The sequence below is a fragment of the Mucilaginibacter tolerans genome, assembly GCF_030519375.1.
In the GTDB taxonomy this organism is placed as follows: domain Bacteria; phylum Bacteroidota; class Bacteroidia; order Sphingobacteriales; family Sphingobacteriaceae; genus Mucilaginibacter.
On sequence record NZ_JAUMKB010000001.1, the window covers coordinates 333,992 to 353,471 of the forward strand.

General features: G+C 41.9%; 19 protein-coding genes and 1 pseudogene. 13 read left to right on the forward strand and 7 right to left on the reverse strand.

Annotated elements, in window-relative coordinates:
- Positions 1 to 181 precede the first annotated feature (181 nt).
- On the forward strand, positions 182 to 547 hold the full coding sequence (locus Q3A68_RS01700; RefSeq protein ID WP_302899271.1) for a response regulator: 366 nt from the start codon (positions 182 to 184) through the stop codon (positions 545 to 547).
- A gap of 322 nt (positions 548 to 869) precedes the next feature.
- On the opposite strand, the gene Q3A68_RS01705 is transcribed toward Q3A68_RS01700, so the two are convergent.
- Complete coding sequence (locus Q3A68_RS01705) at positions 870 to 1,037, reverse strand: hypothetical protein (protein WP_302899272.1); 168 nt, start codon at positions 1,035 to 1,037, stop codon at positions 870 to 872.
- Between the two features lie 58 nt (positions 1,038 to 1,095).
- Here Q3A68_RS01705 and Q3A68_RS01710 point away from each other — a divergent pair, with 58 nt between their 5' ends.
- Positions 1,096 to 1,416 carry a hypothetical protein gene (locus Q3A68_RS01710; protein WP_302899273.1) on the forward strand — a complete coding sequence of 107 codons (321 nt, stop codon included), beginning with the start codon at positions 1,096 to 1,098 and terminating at the stop codon, positions 1,414 to 1,416.
- A gap of 55 nt (positions 1,417 to 1,471) precedes the next feature.
- Here Q3A68_RS01710 and Q3A68_RS01715 read toward each other — a convergent pair whose 3' ends face one another.
- The 3 genes and pseudogenes from Q3A68_RS01715 to Q3A68_RS01720 form a co-directional block, all read right to left on the reverse strand.
- On the reverse strand, positions 1,472 to 2,143 hold the full coding sequence (locus Q3A68_RS01715) for a hypothetical protein (protein ID WP_302899274.1): 672 nt from the start codon (positions 2,141 to 2,143) through the stop codon (positions 1,472 to 1,474).
- Between the two features lie 6 nt (positions 2,144 to 2,149).
- A pseudogene (locus tag Q3A68_RS23115) lies at positions 2,150 to 2,524 on the reverse strand (endonuclease domain-containing protein).
- Between the two features lie 209 nt (positions 2,525 to 2,733).
- Positions 2,734 to 3,807: a hypothetical protein gene (locus Q3A68_RS01720; protein WP_302899276.1), complete on the reverse strand. Its 1,074-nt coding sequence runs from the start codon at positions 3,805 to 3,807 to the stop codon at positions 2,734 to 2,736.
- A gap of 227 nt (positions 3,808 to 4,034) precedes the next feature.
- Between Q3A68_RS01720 and Q3A68_RS01725 the strand changes: the two genes are divergently transcribed.
- The 7 genes from Q3A68_RS01725 (at position 4,035) to Q3A68_RS01755 (ending at position 13,544) form a co-directional block, all read left to right on the forward strand.
- Positions 4,035 to 7,127, forward strand: a complete 3,093-nt coding sequence (locus Q3A68_RS01725) for a tetratricopeptide repeat protein (RefSeq protein WP_302899278.1) — start codon at positions 4,035 to 4,037, stop codon at positions 7,125 to 7,127.
- A gap of 36 nt (positions 7,128 to 7,163) precedes the next feature.
- Positions 7,164 to 8,990 carry a porin family protein gene (locus tag Q3A68_RS01730; RefSeq protein WP_302899279.1) on the forward strand — a complete coding sequence of 609 codons (1,827 nt, stop codon included), beginning with the start codon at positions 7,164 to 7,166 and terminating at the stop codon, positions 8,988 to 8,990.
- A 37-nt stretch (positions 8,991 to 9,027) separates the two neighbouring features.
- Positions 9,028 to 10,182, forward strand: a complete 1,155-nt coding sequence (locus Q3A68_RS01735) for an HU domain-containing protein (protein ID WP_302899280.1) — start codon at positions 9,028 to 9,030, stop codon at positions 10,180 to 10,182.
- Entirely contained in the window at positions 10,179 to 10,883 is a 705-nt protein-coding gene (locus tag Q3A68_RS01740; RefSeq protein WP_302899281.1) for a MotA/TolQ/ExbB proton channel family protein, read from the forward strand. The genes Q3A68_RS01735 and Q3A68_RS01740 overlap by 4 nt, the downstream gene beginning before the upstream one ends.
- Positions 10,880 to 11,281 (forward strand): ExbD/TolR family protein, encoded by a 402-nt coding sequence (locus Q3A68_RS01745; protein WP_302899282.1) that lies wholly within the window; start codon positions 10,880 to 10,882, stop codon positions 11,279 to 11,281. The genes Q3A68_RS01740 and Q3A68_RS01745 overlap by 4 nt, the downstream gene beginning before the upstream one ends.
- Before the next feature lie 50 nt (positions 11,282 to 11,331).
- A complete protein-coding gene (locus Q3A68_RS01750) occupies positions 11,332 to 12,144 on the forward strand; it encodes an energy transducer TonB (RefSeq protein WP_302899283.1) in 813 nt (270 codons plus the stop codon).
- Between the two features lie 110 nt (positions 12,145 to 12,254).
- Entirely contained in the window at positions 12,255 to 13,544 is a 1,290-nt protein-coding gene (locus Q3A68_RS01755; protein ID WP_302899284.1) for a bifunctional folylpolyglutamate synthase/dihydrofolate synthase, read from the forward strand.
- Positions 13,545 to 13,572: 28 nt separating this feature from the next.
- On the opposite strand, the gene Q3A68_RS01760 is transcribed toward Q3A68_RS01755, so the two are convergent.
- On the reverse strand, positions 13,573 to 14,082 hold the full coding sequence (locus tag Q3A68_RS01760; RefSeq protein ID WP_302899285.1) for a lipocalin-like domain-containing protein: 510 nt from the start codon (positions 14,080 to 14,082) through the stop codon (positions 13,573 to 13,575).
- A gap of 106 nt (positions 14,083 to 14,188) precedes the next feature.
- On the opposite strand from Q3A68_RS01760, the gene Q3A68_RS01765 reads away from it, so the two are divergent.
- The 4 genes from Q3A68_RS01765 (at position 14,189) to Q3A68_RS01780 (ending at position 18,699) form a co-directional block, all read left to right on the forward strand.
- Positions 14,189 to 14,548 carry a winged helix-turn-helix transcriptional regulator gene (locus Q3A68_RS01765; protein ID WP_302899286.1) on the forward strand — a complete coding sequence of 120 codons (360 nt, stop codon included), beginning with the start codon at positions 14,189 to 14,191 and terminating at the stop codon, positions 14,546 to 14,548.
- Between the two features lie 73 nt (positions 14,549 to 14,621).
- Entirely contained in the window at positions 14,622 to 15,611 is a 990-nt protein-coding gene (gene mgrA / locus Q3A68_RS01770) for an L-glyceraldehyde 3-phosphate reductase (protein ID WP_302899288.1), read from the forward strand.
- 3 nt (positions 15,612 to 15,614) lie between these two features.
- Positions 15,615 to 16,589, forward strand: a complete 975-nt coding sequence (locus Q3A68_RS01775) for a Gfo/Idh/MocA family protein (protein ID WP_302899289.1) — start codon at positions 15,615 to 15,617, stop codon at positions 16,587 to 16,589.
- 10 nt (positions 16,590 to 16,599) lie between these two features.
- Complete coding sequence (locus tag Q3A68_RS01780) at positions 16,600 to 18,699, forward strand: M48 family metallopeptidase (RefSeq protein WP_302899290.1); 2,100 nt, start codon at positions 16,600 to 16,602, stop codon at positions 18,697 to 18,699.
- Positions 18,700 to 18,749: 50 nt separating this feature from the next.
- On the opposite strand, the gene Q3A68_RS01785 is transcribed toward Q3A68_RS01780, so the two are convergent.
- The gene (locus tag Q3A68_RS01785) at positions 18,750 to 18,926 is read right to left on the reverse strand and encodes a DUF6496 domain-containing protein (protein ID WP_302899291.1); all 177 of its coding nucleotides are present in this window, start codon (positions 18,924 to 18,926) and stop codon (positions 18,750 to 18,752) included.
- A 77-nt stretch (positions 18,927 to 19,003) separates the two neighbouring features.
- Entirely contained in the window at positions 19,004 to 19,480 is a 477-nt protein-coding gene (locus Q3A68_RS01790) for a YybH family protein (RefSeq protein ID WP_302899293.1), read from the reverse strand.

The window sequence follows — 19,480 nt, forward strand, 5'->3', positions numbered from 1 at the left end:
AAAGCAAAAGCCCCGGATGCATAATTTGTACTAAAAAAAGGAGCACCTCTGTCCTAAAATTCCTACTATGCCTCGTTATTTGGACATCCGCCATATCTTCAATATGTAGTATAAACTCAGTCTGTCCATGGTACAGTTATTGTTGATACAAATCTTAATACTAAGAATACACCTACTTAATATGCGTAAAATTATAGTTGTTGATGATAACGAGGATATCTTAGAGATTATAAAGCTGATACTTGAAGGTTACGATTACGAAGTAATTACGTTGGCGGATGGAGGCTTGTTATTCAATAGCATCCGGGAGTTCAAGCCTGATTTAATTCTGCTTGATATTATGCTGGGCAATATGGATGGCCGCGAATTATGTAAAGCAATTAGGGAAAACGACCAAACCAAAGACATCCCTATTATATTCGTATCGGCTAGTCACAATTTATCAGACCCGTTTATGACAATGGATTCAAATGTGGATTTCCTGGCAAAACCGTTTGATATTAACGACCTGATAGACAAGGTTGCGATGACCTTGTCTGCTGCATAATATTTCTCTCTAGCATTCGTCAATTGGTCTTTTTTCTGACCCTAGGATTATTTTGCGCCGCTTTGTGATCTGAAACACACTGCTCATAATCTTGTTTTACCTCGATCGCATTTTTTTTATATTTCAATATAGCTTCGCGCCAGTTACATCATAGCCAAACTCAACAAGTTTATCAGCTATAACTGACCCTTGCCTGGTGTGCTCCGCAATTGTGCCGACGCTGTTAAAAGAGCCATATCCTCTATTACCAGCCTGATGTCCTCATATGTATCCATAATAAATTGAAAATTGATCCTGTCTGCCGTTGACTGCATTTCCTGGATCACGTTTCGGGAATATGTTCAGCTTTACCAAGATACCCATAAAACAAATGACAGGTGCCACGGCAAAAACGATAAACATTCTCGGCTATGCCCGCATATTTGAGTTGGACTATATCGGGCAGGCGGTCCTTATTGAGGGTTAATATCCGTTCATATACACTGCTCATTGTGTGGCAAAAGCGTTATTTTTATAAAAGATAATACTAAAAAAAGATACTTAAAAACATGCAAGAAAGAATAGTTGTTGCCTGCTATCAACCGAAACCAGGTAAGGCAGAGGGCCTGAAAGAACTCATGCGTGAGCATTTATCCACTTTAAAAAATCAGGATCTGGTAACTGACAGCGCCTCGATAATGATGGAGTCAAAAGACGGAACCATTATAGAAGTTTTTGAGTGGAAATCTCAGGCAGCAATTGATCAAGCACATACTAATCCTGCAGTTTTGCAAATGTGGGGTAAACATGCCGTGGTTTGTGATTATATCCCTGTAGCACAAATACCGGAAGCGGCACAGCTATTTTCAGGATTTATTCCTTTTGTATAAGGCTGAGTATTACGGGCGCGGCTAAGCGTTAAGAGGATTCGTTGTTTTTTTGTTATTACTCAAGAATGTCGACCAACTGACTCTTTTGCATCTTAGCGTTTGCATTTGCCGGTGTCATCATAATTATATACAATAAATCATTTCTCTTCCTAAATGAAATGGACGCAGGAATATTCGATTCTGCTGCTTTTCCATCGATATAATCCTGATCTTTATTGAATACAATTGAAAATGTCTTGTATTCAAAGTAATAAGTTATTTGGTCTTCCCCGATACTTACCACTTTTATATCAGGGCATTCTGCATTGATCTCAATATTATTTACCAAAGATACTTTTTCAGACTTTAGAAGAATTTCCCCTCCAAAACTCCTAATTGCAAAATACAACTGCGAGCTTTCCCGTTGTGAATGATTTTTGCTTATTCGAATTGCTTTTGAAAGCTTTAATGAAGCTGGTATGCGGGTTTTAGTAATAAGAACATTGAAATCATTTTTATAAATATATTGTGATTCTGGTTCACGAACTTTACTCTCTATTGTATTAAACAACTTTAGTTTCGCAAGTGCATCGTGCGTAAATAATTGTCGGTAGCTCGCGATTTCGCGCATCGACCAACTTTCTTGATCTACAATTAGACTATAAACTGACCTCGCCAAGGTTATCACAAACACTAAAAAAACTACGCTCCAAGCGATGATCCGATATTGCTTCTTTTTATTTTTCATATAAAATTATGTTATCAGGTACATGGCATTCGGCTTAGAATCTATCACATTCAAAACCCTATCCATATCACCAAGAATCTCTTCATTCGTAACCCTCAAAATCGTCAACCCCAAGCGACCCAAAACCTCATCCCTGTTTTAATCATATTCTTTTTTACGCAGATGAATTGGCCCATCAGCCTCGATCACTAATTTTGCTTTATGGCAATAAAAATCTGGAATATAATACAGACTCTTTCCAAATGCTGACGAAACGCAAACCGGATATCTTAAAAATTTATGATCTGAAAATTTTCTGTTTCTGAGATGTTGCCATAAAAGATTCTCGGCTGGAGTTTGGTACTTCCGCAAATCACGGCATTGGTCGATAATGTTAGGCATAGAACAAAAATAGGCAACCTGCAGAGTTTAGCAAATCGCTGAGTCGATTCACCCGTCATTGCTTCGCTCGAATGTCATCTCTCTCTGCTGCGCGCAAAGAGGGTTTTGTTTTCTTATTTTTTTCTTACCCTCTTTATCGCTTGCAATAGAGAGGGTCGAACAGTGTTGCACATCCGGGGAGAGTCGACTCTGCGATTTGCCGTGTGGATCTATCTCTTCACCCCAAACATCCGCAGCTCCTTATCAATCTGCTCATTCCATTGCGCCTGGGCAGCACGGTCCGTCCCATGCTTTGTTTCGCCATCGTATTGTTTTTGCATACGTGTTGCTTCGCGCAATGCTTCAAGATATTCTACATTAATAGGACCGTAAAAATTATCAGCAGGCAGCTTCATTGACAGCAATTTCTTCTTATACCGCTCGCTAATTATTTTCTCAATATCAAAGTGCCGTTGCTCATGGTTCAATATATAATCATCTTTTTCTCCTTTCACCCAGCAATCGCTTTTGGCTACGCTTACTTTGATGGCCATATCTACATAGATGATTCCGTTCACTACACTGTTCTGTTGTGCATAGCCCATTAACGGAATTACTTCCGCCTCAAAATGACTGTCCCGTGGCCGCTCCTTAAAATCGGCCCAGGTAAGCGGGCGTTTGGGAGAATAATAAATAGTATCGCCTTCGGGCGTTTCGGTATAATCTGTAAACCTGATTTTCACAGCTTTTGCGAGCAGTGGGTTGGTTCCGGCATTGTTGTTCATCCAGTCATTAAAGTCAGACAGTACGCCCTCCAATCCCATCCTTAGAATTGCTTCTATATCAACCTGCTGGTTGACACTCCTATCATAGCGGACACCTCCGCTAAAATCCACAAGATGCGTCTTATCGTATTTCGACTTCAGTGAGAATGAAAAAACAACAGTTAAGTGCCCGTTTATAGTGCCTGATGGTGATTTCTCTTCGGTCAGTTTTAATTCCTTTATACCTAATACGATAGCACGTTTTTCTGTATTTCGATCTAAATTATGCAGTACAAAATCCCGGACCGATACCCCTGCCCCTCCTTGAAGATCAACCGGTTTGGAGGTAAGCGACCGATCGGGGTTTAAGTAGATCAGGGTTGCAACCGGGGCCTGGCTTTTTCGCTCATCTGCTACAGCTGAGATGTAAAACTCTTTGGGCGTTACTTTTATTTTTTCGTCACGCAGGATAATAGTATCGCCAGTTTTCTGTTTAATACCAGATGCCCCGCACAGCAAAATACTAACAATTGAAAACATTAAGACGAGACCGCGGTTAAATGACATGCTGATTAAAATCGGTTAGATGATAAAGCTATTATACAGTATTGTTTTTCTGATGATCTGACGCATAAAGTTTTCCACATCAATAACATACGTATTACCTAATCGTTCAGTAAAATAAAAGTGTTATTCACATTTGTGAATTACTTGTGTGGATTGCATTTTTGCGTTATAACTACTTTCGCATATTGATATCTTGCGCTATGACCAAACTGAAATACACCGCTATTATTATTCCTGTATTTTTTTCGCTAACAGCCAGAGCCCAGCAAGACCCTTCTTTCCAGATTTATAGAACGTATCACGCCGCATCAGACCTGCTTAGCAAAGGTAAGTATGTTGCAGCAGCTGAGCAATTCCGTTTGGTAGAACATTCAAGACTGGAAACAAGTACTCAACCTAAGTTTGAGTCGTCGCTGACACTGGTACAGGAAAATGCACAATATTACGAAGCGGTTTGCTCGCTTGAGCTGGGAAATGACGATGCCGAGAGCCTTTTCATGAAGTTCATTAAAGATCATCCTGAAAATCCTCTGGCAAAAGTGGCATACTTTCAGATAGGTAAATTCTACTTTAAGGAGGGGAAATATACCGAAGCTTTACAATGGTTCAATAAAGTAAATGCGGGTGACTTAATAGGCAGTCAGACTATTGAGTACAAATTCCGAAAAGGTTATGCTTATTTCGAAACCAACGACTACAAAAATGCACAACTGCTTTTCAGCGAAGTAAAAAATGAGCAGTCGCCTTACACACAGGATGCGACGTACTATTTTGCTTACATCGCTTATCTGAACAAAGACTACCACCTGGCCCTGGTCAACTTTGAAAAACTAAAAAATTCAAAGAAATACGAGAGCAGCTATCCATACTACATCACTGCGGTTTATTTCCTTGATAAACGCTATAACGATGTGATCAGCTATGCGGTGCCGATCTTGAAAACCACACATCAGCAGCACGAAACCGAAATGCTGCGCATAGTAGGTGCTTCTTATTTCACAAAGGCTGATTATGATAACTCTGTAAGCTATTATAGCCGCTTTGAAGATCAGGATCACGGCAAAACTCAAAATACGCAGGATAGCTACCAGATGGGTTATGCTTATTTCAAGGTAGGCAACTATGCCAAATCAGCCAGTGAGCTGGAAAAACTGGTTGACCAGAACGATATCTACGCTCAAAATGGCAATTATACTTTAGGAAATGTATTCCTGAAGATGAACAACAAGCAGAGCGCACGCAATGCCTTCTTCGTAGCGTCAAAAATGAATTTTGATCCGCAATTGCAGGAAGATGCTTTGTATGAATATGCCAAATTATCTTATGAGCAGGATTTTAATACCCAGGCGCTGGATGCAACAAGATTGTACCTGAAAAACTATCCGCAATCGCGCAGAACCGATGAGGTAAAAACTTTGCTTGGTGAAGAATTACTCACCTCGAAAAACTACAAAGAAGCAGTTGAGATATTAGAGCCAATTCCGAATAAATCAGCAAGCGCAAGAGCGGCATATCAAAAAGTGACCTACTACCGCGGTTTGGAATTTTATAACGAGCGCGCTTTTGAAAATGCCATCGGCATATTCCTGCGCTCATTAAAAAACCCATCAGACAAAAAGACCGAGGCCCTAACAGTTTACTGGATGGCAGAAGCGATGTTCGAAGTACGTAAATACGGCGAATCGGTACAAAACTTTGAACGCTTTCTGGATATGGATGCTGCCAGCGAAACTGCTGTATACAACTATGCCAACTACGCATTAGCTTACGCCGCCTTTGGCGATGAGCAATACAAAAAAGCTGCCCGTTACTTTGAGAAATTTTTGGCCGGTGACGAAAAAGACCGCAATACCATTAACGACGCAATCACGCGCTTAGGAGACAGCTACTTCGTGCTGAAAGAATACGGGAAGGCACGTGAAAACTACGACAAGATCATCGCGCAGCATACTAAAGGCGAAGATTATGCTTTATTTCAACGCGGTATGATACAGGGTTTGCAGGGTTCGCCGGATGCGAAGATCAGCACCCTGACCGATGTGCTGAGCCAGTTCCCGAATTCAGACTATGCAGATGACGCCTCTTTCGAGATCGCTTATACTTACTTCCTGAAAAACGATGGCTCAATAGCCAAACAGGATCTGCAGGCGATGATACAAAAGTATCCGCACAGCAGCTATATCCCGCGTGCATTGGTAACTATCGGTTTGATCGATTATAACGCAGGTAATGATGACCTGGCAGTTGAATCATTCAAAAAGGTAATATCTGATTACTCATCAACCGACGAAGCTAAACAGGCGCTGAAACAGATCGAAAAAATATATACCGATAAAGGTGATGCACAAACATTCATCACTTATGCACAAACTACGCCTATTGGCAATTATACGGCTGCAGACCAGGAAAACATCATGTTTACGGCTGCCAACAACCTTTACTTGAAAGGTGATTGGGCCGGAACAGTTCAGGGGGTAAATGCCTACCTGGATAAGTTCCCAACTAAACCAATCTATGAAAAACAGGCGCACTTTATCAGAGGTCAAAGTTTGATCAACCTGAAACGTGGCGACGACGCTGTAGCCGACTTCAACGTAATATTGAACGATTGGACCAGCGCTTATACCGAAAAATCACTGATCAGCATGGCCAACTGGGAAATTTCTCAGAAGAAATATAACGAAGCCGTTGTATACCTGAAGAAGCTGGAGATCAACTCAGAATATAAAGCCGACTACTCATTTGCGATCAACAACCTGTTACTGTGTTATGCACAAATGAAGAGCCCCGATGATGCATTAAAATATGCTAAACTGGTTCGTGAGTATGAGAAATCATCACAGGAAGATAAGTTCAAAACAGGTTTATATGCGGGCATAGCTTATATGCAAAAAGGCGATACCACATCGGCAGTTAAGGAATTTGACTACACCGTAGCTAATACCAAAACTATTGCTGCCGCTGAAGCTAAATACAACATCGCCCAGATAGAATACAATAAAGGGAAATACAAATCATCGCAGAAGACCTGTTTTGATTTAGTTAAAGGACTACCAAATTATGACTACTGGGTGGCTAAGACCTACATCCTGCTGGCTGATAACTATATGGCGATGAAGGATAACTTCCAGGCTAAAGCTACGCTGCAAAGTATTATAGACAACTACAAAGGCGACGATGATATTTTACCAACAGCAAAAGATAAGCTGGAAAGATTAGGTACGGGTGGAACTAAGGCGACTAAACAAGCACAACCCAAACAGGAAACCCAACCGGATACGACTAAAAATTAATTAACAGGATAACAAAGAAATAGGAAAAGACAAGCAATGATCAGATCAAGATTTATATACGCGCTGCTTACCTTAGTAATAGTATTTTACTTTGCTCCTGCTAACGCACAGAATAAAACTACTACTAAAAATAAAAAGGCCACTACCGTTAAAAAGCCTGCTGAGAAGCCGAAAACAGCTGCTAAAAAACCAAAGGTTAGTTCAGCTGCACAGGATACCACAAAAAAAAGTGCACAGGGTCAAGCCAATAAAAACGCCAATCAAGGTGGTTTATCAGAAGAGGTAGTGGTGACTACTGCTTACAAACCGGTTTTGGCTGATGCAGTGAAAATACGCCGTAACCCTGATTTGGAAGATAAAACGCCATTTAAGGCGCCACTAACTTACTTCCCGCTAGACAAACGCCTCGAGCGCAATACCGATATCCACCAACTACAGGCGATGCAGATGCCGAAAGAACAGGATTCGGTGCCGTCAAATAACTATGCACGTATCGGCGTGGGCAATATGAAAACCACTTTTGGCGAGGTTTATATAAATAACGGACAGGATCAGGCACTACAGGTGGGCGGCTTTGGCAAACATATTGCGCAATCAGGCAGTATCCCTAAGCAAAATGAAAGCCGCGATGAAGCAGGTGTATTTATAAAAGGCATTGTTGACGATAATGATATTATCGCACGCATAGGATATAACAGAAGAGCAACTTATTTCTATGGATTCGATCCCAGCAATCCACCACAAGCATACAGCCCGTTAGCGCAGCATTTTAATACCATAACCGGTACTGTCGAGCTGACTAAGAAATTCAAGGACGAGCAAAACGCATTTACCTACGCGGCTAAAATAGATGGCTATTTATGGAACAATGCATTTGCAACCAAGGAAAACAATATCGTACTGAGCGGCTTCGTTAACCAAACTGTTAAACAGTTTTATGCGGGCCTGGGCGCTTCATTAGACATGAGTTCTCAAAAGGACAGCGCTTATTCTATTAATAACAACCTGGTACGGTTGAACCCCTACTTGAAATTCCAGGGTGACAATTATAAAATCGATGTGGGATTGAACCTGGTTCGAGGGTTCGGCAACTCTACTAAAGCATACATCTTCCCTGCTGCCAAGCTTGAATTCCAGGTGATACCAAAATATGTGCGCCTGTTTGCCGAAGTGAAGGGTGATGTCAATAAAACCTCGTTACATGATTTGGCCGAAGAAAATCCGTTTATCGAAAATAATATTCCAATCCAAAACTCAGTCGACAGACTTGATCTGGCAGCAGGCTTAAAAGGCACCGTTGCTCCGGGCGTTGGGTTCAAATTTACCGTATTCAGAAACAGGGTAAAAAATATGCCATTACTATTGCTTGACTCTAACTCATATAACCATAACCAATTTGGAGTTGTGTACGACAACGGTACTGCAACTATCACGGGTGTAAATGGAGAGCTGGACGTTAAAGTTTCTGACGAAGTGAATGTATTCGGCAGGGTTGAATATAAAGACTACAAAATGGCAAGTGAAGCTGAGCCCTGGAACCTGCCTAAATTTAAACTGACAGCAGGCACCCAACTGCATATCACCAAACAGCTCAGCATTAATGGAACCTTGCTATTCAGAGGAAGTACATATGACAGAACTACCCCTGTAGTCATTACCAATGGTAACAGTACCACAACTACATTCCAACTGGTTCAGATCAGCTCATTTGCTAATCTTAGCGGCGGTGTAGAATACAAGATCAACAATACGTTTTCAATTTTTGGACAGGTAAACAATATACTGAACAACAACCCTCAGGTCTGGCGCAACTACCAGGCATATGGTTTCAACATATTTGGTGGTGTAGGTGCACATTTTTGAGTTGGATGATTTGTGATTTACTGTTACTTTTAGCGGAATGGATTTAGCCGTATATATAAGTGAACTACTGGGATTAGAAGGCGAAGTAAATGTGCCGGGAATTGGTCGCTTTGCCCAAACCCGCGTCAACGGCTACTATCAGGAGAAGGAAAATAAGTTCTACCCCCCGACACATAAAATAAGTTTCGACCCGGAGCATTTACCCGACGACAAGCTGGCCACTTTTATCTCGGAGAAGAAAAACATTTCGCTGGCATCAGCAAAATACTTTATCGACAAGTATGTCAACGGGTTAAAACAACAGATACCCGTACAAAAGGTGGATGTCGCTGGGATTGGGCAACTTTATTTAAATGGTTCAACAATTGGATTTAGCGAGGATGCGCCATCTAAAGAAAATGATCCCGCATTTTTTGGGTTGAAGCCTGTTAATGTAGAAGTACTGGTAGAAAAACCAACGGTGAGATACACTCCTCCTCCAATTAAAATTCAGGAAGAGAAAAAAGCCCCTTCCATTGCCGATCAGGTGATGACCGAACTGGTGAACGACCGCATTCCTCCGCCGCCACTCAAACCTATGGTTACAGAACAACCTCCTCCTGTTATTGAAAAACCAACGGTTATTGAGGAAACAGAACAGCCAGCAGAAGAAGAATATGTTTATGAAGAACCTGCAAGGCGGAATAATAATACCTGGATAGCAGTATTGCTGATACTGATCATCGCCCTGCTCGCGTTGACGGGTCTTTATAGGTACAAGCCTGAGTGGTTTGACCGTTCGAAAGATAAGCCTCAAACTTTTGTACCTGTTGATACTACCGCTAAACAACCGATAGAGAACCAAGCGACCGGTACAGATACAACTAAAAAGGCTGTCGTCGCTACCAAACAGGATTCTTTGGCAAAGGCACAAGCGCTTGTTACAAATAATACCGTTGATACGGCAGCCGTCCGCTGGGAAGTCATAGGAAGTTCATTTGAAACACAAGCAGCGGCAGAGCATGCAATAGGAAATTACAAAAGCATAGGACTTGAAGCCAAGGTAGTGACAGATGCACCCGGAAAACGTATAAAACTAACTTTAGGCACCTATAGGACTGAAAAAGAAGCAGAGGATGCAAAGTTAGCCTTAATTAAAACCGGAAAGGTTAAGAAAGACATTTATACATTAAAAATCAAACCAAAAAAATGATGCTATTAGCACAAATAACTGATACGGCGCATAAACTGGCCGACACTGCAAAAAATTTACCACTCGTGCCCGGGCAGGGTGATGAGCTGAGATTCGGCGATTTGCTGATCAAGGGTGGTTGGGTAATGATCCCGATTGGGTTTCTGGCAGTATTAGGGCTTGTAATATTCTTTGAGCGATATTTTACCATTCGCAAAGCCGCCAAAGATGAATCGAACCTGATGAGCCAGGTGCGTACCAGTATTTTGACAGGCAAGCTGGAATCTGCAATAGCGATATGCCGCAACAGTAATTCGCCGCTTGGCCGTATGCTGCAAAAAGGTTTGCTGCGTATCGGCCGCCCGATAAAGGATATTGAGGGTGCTATTGAGAATGTGGGTAAACTGGAAGTTTCCAAACTGGAAAAAAACATCAGTATATTAGGTATCGTGGCTGGTATAGCGCCGATGTTTGGGTTCCTGGGAACAATTGCAGGGGTTATTAAAATATTTTATGATATATCAAAGACTGATAACATTAGTATGGGCGTAATATCCGGTGGTTTATATGTGAAGATGGTGACATCTGCAGCCGGTCTGATGGTTGGTATAGTGGCTTATGTATGTTATCATATATTACAGATGATGGTAGATAAAGTAATTTTGAAACTGGAAACCGATGCTATAGAATTTATCGACCTGTTAGAAGAACCAAGCAAATGAATTTAAGAAAAAGACATCAGCGCGTATCGGCTGAGGTGCATACCTCGGCAATGAACGATATTATGTTCTTTCTGTTGCTTTTCTTCCTGATCGCTTCGACCATCACCAACCCGAACGTGATCAAATTGATGCTGCCAAAATCATCGTCGGGCAAGGCAATGTCTAAAAAAACTATTTCGGTGAGTATTAGCAAGGATCTGAAATACACCGTAGAGAAAAAGCCGGTCAAAGTTGAGGATCTGCAAACTACACTAATGAGTTTCAAAAACGTGGCAACTGAATTGACGATAGTTTTGTCGGTAGACCGTACAGTAGCCATACAAGACGTAGTCCAGGTGATGGATATAGCACAGAAATTGAATATAAAACTTGTTCTGGCAACGGAACCTAAAGGATAGATTTTGTGGTAGAGACGCAATGCATTGCGTCTTTTAGTAATTGAAGAGAGATGGAATATTACCAGGAAGAGAATAATTACCCCAAGGCATTTTTGGCCACAGGCATCATTATGGGAATATTGATCGCCTTGTGTTATTTCATTGTGTTTCATAACCCGCCTCCGCAAGAGATGGGAACCGGTGGAATATTGGTTAATTATGGTACAACCAATGAAGGTATGGGCGATGATTATATGAGTACGGAAGAGCCTTCAAAATCAGAGAGACCAAATCATACAAAACCAACTAAAATTACTAAGGCACCTGTTACACCTCAAAAAACCCAGGAGGCCCCCAGCGATAAAAAGGTGGTTACCCAGACTACAGAGGATGCACCCGAGGTAAAGGACAATGCTAAAAAGCCGACTACTGCCCCGGTTTCACAAGCTATTGCCAAACCTGCCAAGCCGACGCTAAATCAAAATGCATTATATAAGGGCAAACCCACAGGCGGAACAGGAAATGGCGACGGAACAACCAATACTCCCGGCAACCAGGGTAGCCCGAACGGATCGAACCTTTCAAATAACTATAATGGTACAGGTTCAGGAAATGGTGGTCTAGCCCTGGCAAACAGAAGTTGGGTATCGCGTCCTACTGTTGACGATAATCACCGTACTACAGGCGTTATTATGGTTCAAATACAAGTTGACAAAAATGGCAATGTTGTTTCTGCCACCCCGGGCGCCAAAGGTACAACCGTATCCGATTATGAACTTTTCAATAGATGCAAAGAGGCCGCGCTAAATGCGAAATTTAACCCTTCCGATAATGCTCCGGATTTACAAGTAGGTTATATAAAATTTACGTTTAGAGTAAAATAAACAGTTTGCAGGTGTCGGGTTGCGGTTTGCATCTTCTAATTACATAGCTTTGTCCTATTCGATTGGCTATTGCCCACTGCCCACTGCCAACTGATAACTGCCAACTGAAAATGGACTACCAACAAACCCTCGACTACCTTTACAGCCAGTTACCGATGTTTACCCGGGACGGGGCTTCTGCATTTAAAAAGGACCTGACCAATACGCTGGAGCTTTGCAAACGACTTGTTGATCCTCAAAAAAAGTTTAAAAGCGTGCATATTGCAGGGACGAATGGCAAAGGCTCCACCTCGCATATGCTGGCAGCTATATTACAAACGGCGGGATACAAAACAGGGCTTTACACGTCTCCTCACCTGCGCGAATTCAGGGAACGCATCCGCATCGATGGGGAGATGATCAGTCAAGATCATGTGATCGATTTTGCAGAAAATCATCGTAAAGACTTTGAAGATATTAAACCTTCTTTTTTTGAAATGACAGTTGCTATGGCTTTTGACGCTTTTGCCCGCGCCAAAGTGGATATAGCGATTATTGAAGTTGGTTTGGGCGGAAGGCTTGACTCAACCAACATCATTACTCCCCTTCTTTCGGTAATTACCAATATTGGATGGGACCACATGAATATGCTGGGCGATACACTTCCTCTTATCGCAGGAGAAAAGGCAGGCATTATTAAACCTGGCATTCCGGTGGTTATAGGCGAATATCAATCTGAAGTTGCCGATGTTTTCATTAATAAAGCGAAAGCAGAAAACGCCCCGATCAGATTTGCATCAGAGGAATGGGAGATTTTGAAGTCGGAGGTCACATCAGAACATTTAGAATTTAGCATCCTCAAAAAAGACTCAGGACTCAAGACTCAAGACTTAAAACTTGACCTCACCGGTACCTATCAACTTACAAATGCAAGGACGGTCTTATCTGCAGTAGACGAATTGCGCCGACGGGGTTTTGCAATAAGCGATGATGAGGTAACAACCGGATTGAGCCAGGTAAAAAGACTAACCGGGCTTCATGGTCGCTGGGAGACATTGAGTCATCATCCGCTTACCATTTGCGACACTGGCCATAACCCGGAAGGCATAACCGAAGTATTAAAAAACATCGAAAGCACGCCACATGAAAACCTGCATATTGTGATGGGTGTAGTGAATGACAAAGATATCAGCAAAATACTGGCAATCCTGCCCAAACGTGCCATCTATTATTTCTGCAAACCCGATATCCCGCGTGGACTAGATGCGGAATTATTACAACAAAAAGCCGTAGCCTTCGGTCTGCATGGCGAAATCTATGTGTCCGTAAAAGCCGCTCTGAAAACTGCACAAAGTCACGCCGATAAAAGCGATCTGGTGTTTGTAGGTGGAAGCACTTTTGTGGTAGCGGAGGTTGTCTAGCCTTACCTACTACTTCTCGGCGCTTAGCTTATTCAACCCGCTCCCATACCACCTCTCCTCTTACTGAACCTCCCGTTGTTGGTGCGGGTACTGTGTATTTAAATATTTTCCCGTCCAACTCAAAAGGCCTGACTTGTTTGGTGCCTTCCCAGTTTGGAAACGAAGCATGATTGATATTGAATGTTATCGCATGCTTTATGGTGTCTATGGTATAGGTCCCGAAATGTGCATTGCTGCCTTGTAAAGCCAATTTATTCTCCTGATCAGTCCCTTTGCTCTTATCCCCTGAGGCAAATCTTGGCCTACCTTCGCTCACAATTTGCAAGCAGTAGTTCCCTTTACCATCCATTATCAGAATACCATGCGGATGATCGCCATATAAGTGGACCCTGTCGCCGTTGGCCAGCAAATTATCTACTAAAATTAATGAATAGGTACCGGCGATGGCATCCGGGACCTTTTTGGCAACGACGTTTTGTCCATAAGCTGCTGCGCCCCACGCCAGCAGGCAAAAATTTAAAAGGTATCTGATTTTCATGCATCAAAGCTATATTTGTATAGTTTGTGTATCAAGTATGCACTAAAAAGTAACCTGCTTACCAAATAGTTACCAATCTGGTTATCAACTCAATTAGTTTAAAATAATGGAGAAGAAAACAAAACACACGCTACCGCAATGCGGCATCGACTATGCTTTTCAACGCATTGGTGGCAAGTATAAAGGCAGAATAGTGTGGCGGTTGAGAACCGGTACATTCCGGTATGGCGAACTTCGCCGTACGGTGACAGGTGTTACTGCCAAAATGCTTACCCAGGCTTTAAGGGAACTGGAAGATGATGGCCTGATCGAACGAAAAGTGTATTTGGAAGTACCGCCCAAGGTAGAATATTCATTAACAGATACAGGTAAAGAACTGCTCCCTTTCCTTTCGCTTTTGCGCGATTGGGCCAAAGAGCAAATGCGGGCGAATAATATACAAGCAATGCCAACACCGACCTACTAGTAGTAATTATTTTACACAGCGATTTTATTTTAAAATATTACTTTTAAGGCTCAACATTTAAAGCTTTTAACCAATGACCTACCTGCCCTCTAAAGACAGATACAAAAATATGATATACCGTCGTTGCGGTCGCAGCGGCATTAAACTACCGGCTGTTTCGCTGGGTTTGTGGCACAACTTCGGCGGTGTGGATGTGATGGAAAATTTCCGCAAGATTCTTCATCTGGCATTCGACAGCGGTATCACCCATTTCGATTTGGCTAACAACTACGGTCCGCCGCCAGGATCCGCTGAAGAGAATTTCGGTATACTTTTAAAGAAAGATTTTCAGGGCTACCGCGATGAAATGATCATCTCCAGCAAGGCAGGTTATACCATGTGGGATGGCCCCTATGGCGATTGGGGTTCAAAAAAATACCTGGTATCAAGTCTCGATCAAAGCCTAAAACGCATGGGATTGGATTATGTAGACATTTTCTACCATCACCGTCCCGATCCGGAAACACCACTGGAAGAAACAATGAGCGCTCTTGATTTGATCGTTCGCCAAGGGAAGGCACTTTATGCAGGTGTCTCTAATTACCCTGCTGATGAAGCCGAAAAAGCTTTTGCAATTTTAAAGAGGTTAGGAACACCATGCCTGATCCATCAGCCTAAATACTCTATGTTTGAGCGTTGGGTAGAAGGTGGCTTATTGGATGTGCTGGAAAAAGATGGTGTAGGTTGCATTCCATTCTCCCCATTGGCACAAGGACTCCTAACCAACAAATATCTGCACGGCATTCCGGAAGGTTCACGTGCGGCAAAATCAACAGGCTTTTTACAGGAAGGGCAGGTAACTGAGCAGCGTGTAAACCAGGCAAGGCAACTGAATGATATTGCGTCAGAACGCGGACAAACTCTGGCTCAGATGGCTTTAGCATGGTTGCTGAAAGATCAACGCATTACTTCAGTTCTGATTGGCACCAGTAGACCTGAACAATTGGCCGATTCATTAAAATGCCTCGATAATATTACATTTTCAAAAGAAGAATTGGCGAAGATCGAGCGTATTCTGAAATAATCTATGGATAACATTAACTGGGGAATAATCGGTTGCGGCAATGTAACCGAGAAAAAGAGCGGACAAGCTTATAATAAAATTCATAACAGCAGACTAATAGCTGTAATGCGCCGAAACGCTTTGAAGGCGGCCGATTATGCAGCAAGACACAACGTAAGCCGCTGGTATGATGATGCTGACCATCTATTAAATGATCCCGAAGTAAACGCCGTGTCTGTCGCTACCCCTCCGGCTTTTCACCTGGAATATGCTATAGCGGCTTTAAAAAAGGGACTGGGCGTTTACGTAGAAAAACCCGTTACCCGCAATGCACAAGAGGCGCAAACCATGGCTGATGCTGTCAAACAATACAATGGCAAGCTAACTGTGGCGCATTACCGTCGGGCTTTACCGATGTTTCTATACGTAAAAGAGTTACTCGACAATCAGATCATCGGTGATATACGCACTGTACAGATCAGGATGTGGAAGAGTTTAAGGCCTGATCTGATCGCCAACTCGGAAACCAATTGGCGGGTTCAGCCGGAGCTTTCGGGCGGCGGCTATTTTCACGACCTTGCCCCTCATCAACTCGACTTGATGCTGTACTATTTCGGAGAGCCTGAGAAGTATCATGGTTATTCACTAAATCAATCGAAAGCTACCCCGGCTGACGATCATGTTTGCGGAGAAATAGTGTTCAAAAATGGCGTGGTGGTAAATGGCTCATGGAGTTTTAATGTCGCCGAAAGTGAAGTGGTAGATAGTTGTGAGATTATCGGCACAAAAGGCAGAATAACGTTTCCTTTCTTCGGCACTTTTGTAAGCTGGAGAAACATTTACGAGCAACAAACGGTAAACTTCACCCATCCTGAACATATTCAGCAACCGATGATCGAAAAAATCGTACACTATTTCAGAGATAAAGGGCCAAACCCCTGCTCTATTGAAGAGGCGGTAACCCTGATGAAGATTCTCGACGCGTTTACAGTAACATAAAATATATTAAATGACCGACCTCACCTTATCCTTCCCGAAAATGCCTGAAAATGCTGAGAAAAGTATTACCAGGCCATCAAAACAATTCAAAAAAAGTGTTTACAAAGTAGTTGTTGCAATCATATCTTTCGTAGTTGTCTACATCCTGCTACTCATTTCAGCTACCGCCATTGCATTAGCAATGGGCTGGTTAGGCGTAATGATAATACTAGCGCTAAAAAATTTTGTAGTCCTTTTACTCGGTCTGGGACTTATTCTTTCAGGCCTGATGCTTGCATTTTTTCTTGTCAAATTCATTTTCGCAAAAAGAGAGAAAGCAATTACCGGTCACGAAATAAAGGAGCATGAGCATCCCGAGCTTTTCGGTTTTATTCGCAAGGTGACCGATGAGGTCGGGACTAATTATCCTAAACATGTTTATCTAACCAACGAGGTAAATGCAAGTGCATCATTCAGGCCCAATTTTTGGAGTTTATTTTTACCGATCAGAAAAAATCTGACTATCGGGTTGGGCTTGGTGAATAGTATAAATCAGTCGGAATTCAAGACTGTGTTAGCGCACGAATTCGGTCATTTTTCACAAAGAAGTATGCGGTTTGGCGGTTATGTCTACCATTTAAACAGAGCCCTTTACAATTTATTGTATGAAAATACAGGTTACCACAAGGCATTGAACGCCTGGGGAAGCCGCCACTGGGCACTTCGTTTTGCTGCCATGATCAACATTTATATCATCAGGTGCATCCAAGAGATTCTCCGAAAGATGTACATTTTTATTAATAAGAGCCACATGCAGCTATCCCGTCAAATGGAATTCCATGCGGATACTATAGCAGCGTATGCAAGTGGCGGAAACAATGTGGTTTCATCATTAAGGAGGATTGAAATCGGGGATATGTGCTATAACCAAATGTTTGGCATCATCAACTCAGAGCTCTCTGAAAAACAACGGCCTGCTAATATTTACGAACTACACTCCGTATTTCTAAAAAACTACGCCAACGATTATGGGCTTCCCACAGATAAATGTGGGTTACCTATAGTTGGCAAAAAGATAGATGCTTTAGACAACGTGCAAATTACACTCGATAATCAATGGGCCTCTCATCCCGACCTGGAAGATCGTGAAAACAATGTAGACCGGCTTAACTTACACTCTCCGATAATATATGAATCGGCATGGGAACTGTTTAACAAGCCACAGGAACTACAAAAGTATTTTAGCGATTTGATATATGAAGGTGTAAGTTCTAAAGAAGAATTGGCCATAGTTGACATAAGACTAATTGAGGAGCATTTGGAAAATAAAAAAAACGCCAATTCTTTTAATAAACTATACAAAGGTTTTTATGATAGCCGTTTACTGACCGTCTTTAATTTCGATGAAGCGTTAACAGAAAATACTGAGAAAGACCTGAAACATTTTAACGATCTTTTTACCGATGAAAACAGTAATGTCCCGAGGCTCAGCAATGCGATAAACCTGGATATTACAAAGCTTGATACACTTATCGAAAGCAAAAGCGATGATATCAGGTCATTTGACTTTAAGGGTATAACGCACTATCCCAAAGATGCCGAAAATATAAAAGAGCAACTTGCCAACGCCTTAAAAGAAAAAGAAAGTGAGCTCGAAAATTTGGATAAAAATGCTTTTAGGATGTTTTATAATGCGGCATCGACCGATGAGTTAAAAAAGGAATTAATATCCCACTACGAAAAGGTGTTTAAATATCAAACCGAAGCCATTCAGGATTTTGGCAACTATAATATGGTGATGAATGCAGTAAGGCCGGTTTATACTCAAATGTCATTCAAAGATATTTATGCAACAGTGGATCGCATTTATGCGGTGGAAAAGAATGTAAAAACCCGTATGACAGAAGTGCTCGCTGAACCCGCTACTCAACATTTCATAGATGAAACACAGGCGGAAGTATTGGAGAAGTATCTAAAAAACAAATATATCTACTTTTTGGAACCTAAATATGACAACCAGGCATTGGGTACTCTTAACAGCGCAATGAATATTTATATCGATGTGCTGTATAAAAGAAATCATCAGTTTAAAAAGGACCTTTTTGATTTTCAATTAACATTGATCGATTAAATCCTTTACAGAGACGCCATGCATGACGTCTCTGCTGTTTTACGCAGGAATCAGGATTTCTTCTTCGGCACTTTGGCGCCTTCCTTCCGAGCTTCAGATAAGCCGATAGCTATTGCCTGTTTCCTGCTGCTCACTTTTTTACCGCTGCCGCTTTTTAGCTTACCCTCTTTCATTTCATGCATGGTTTTCTCAACCTTTTCTCCTGCTTTTTCTGAATATTTTGCCATGGCTGTAAATTTTAACTAGATGATAATTAATTAACAACCATAAATAGAAGCAGTTTGCGGAGATTAGCATTCTGATATTATTGAGGAATATCGGCTTTTGACGCGTGCAGGTGAACGATAAGATATTGTCCATTGACTTTCTTCATCACTATTGTGCGTCTGCTGAGTGCCCCCGGATCATTAAGTTCAAATGTAACCACCGCGACGTCACCATACAGGTCGACATTTAGCTTTTGAGGCTTTATTTCGAGGTATGGTGGAGATGACTTCTTCTCTTTTACCCGCTGAAAAAATGCTTTGAACACAGCCATTGCTTTTTCCTTCCCATCAACCCTGTCCGACACCATGGCCGATGGCGGGAAAAACACAGTCACATTGCCTGCAAAAAAAGATTGAAATTGGTCAAAGTCCAAATTCTCAAAAGCCTTTACGAACTTGCTTAATTGGTTATTTACTGCTATTGAGTCGGCATTTTTATTTTGAGCAATTGTTTGTGAATTTGCCGATAACGTAATAAGGAAGCCAAAGCTAAAAATAAGTGCATATCGGATCAT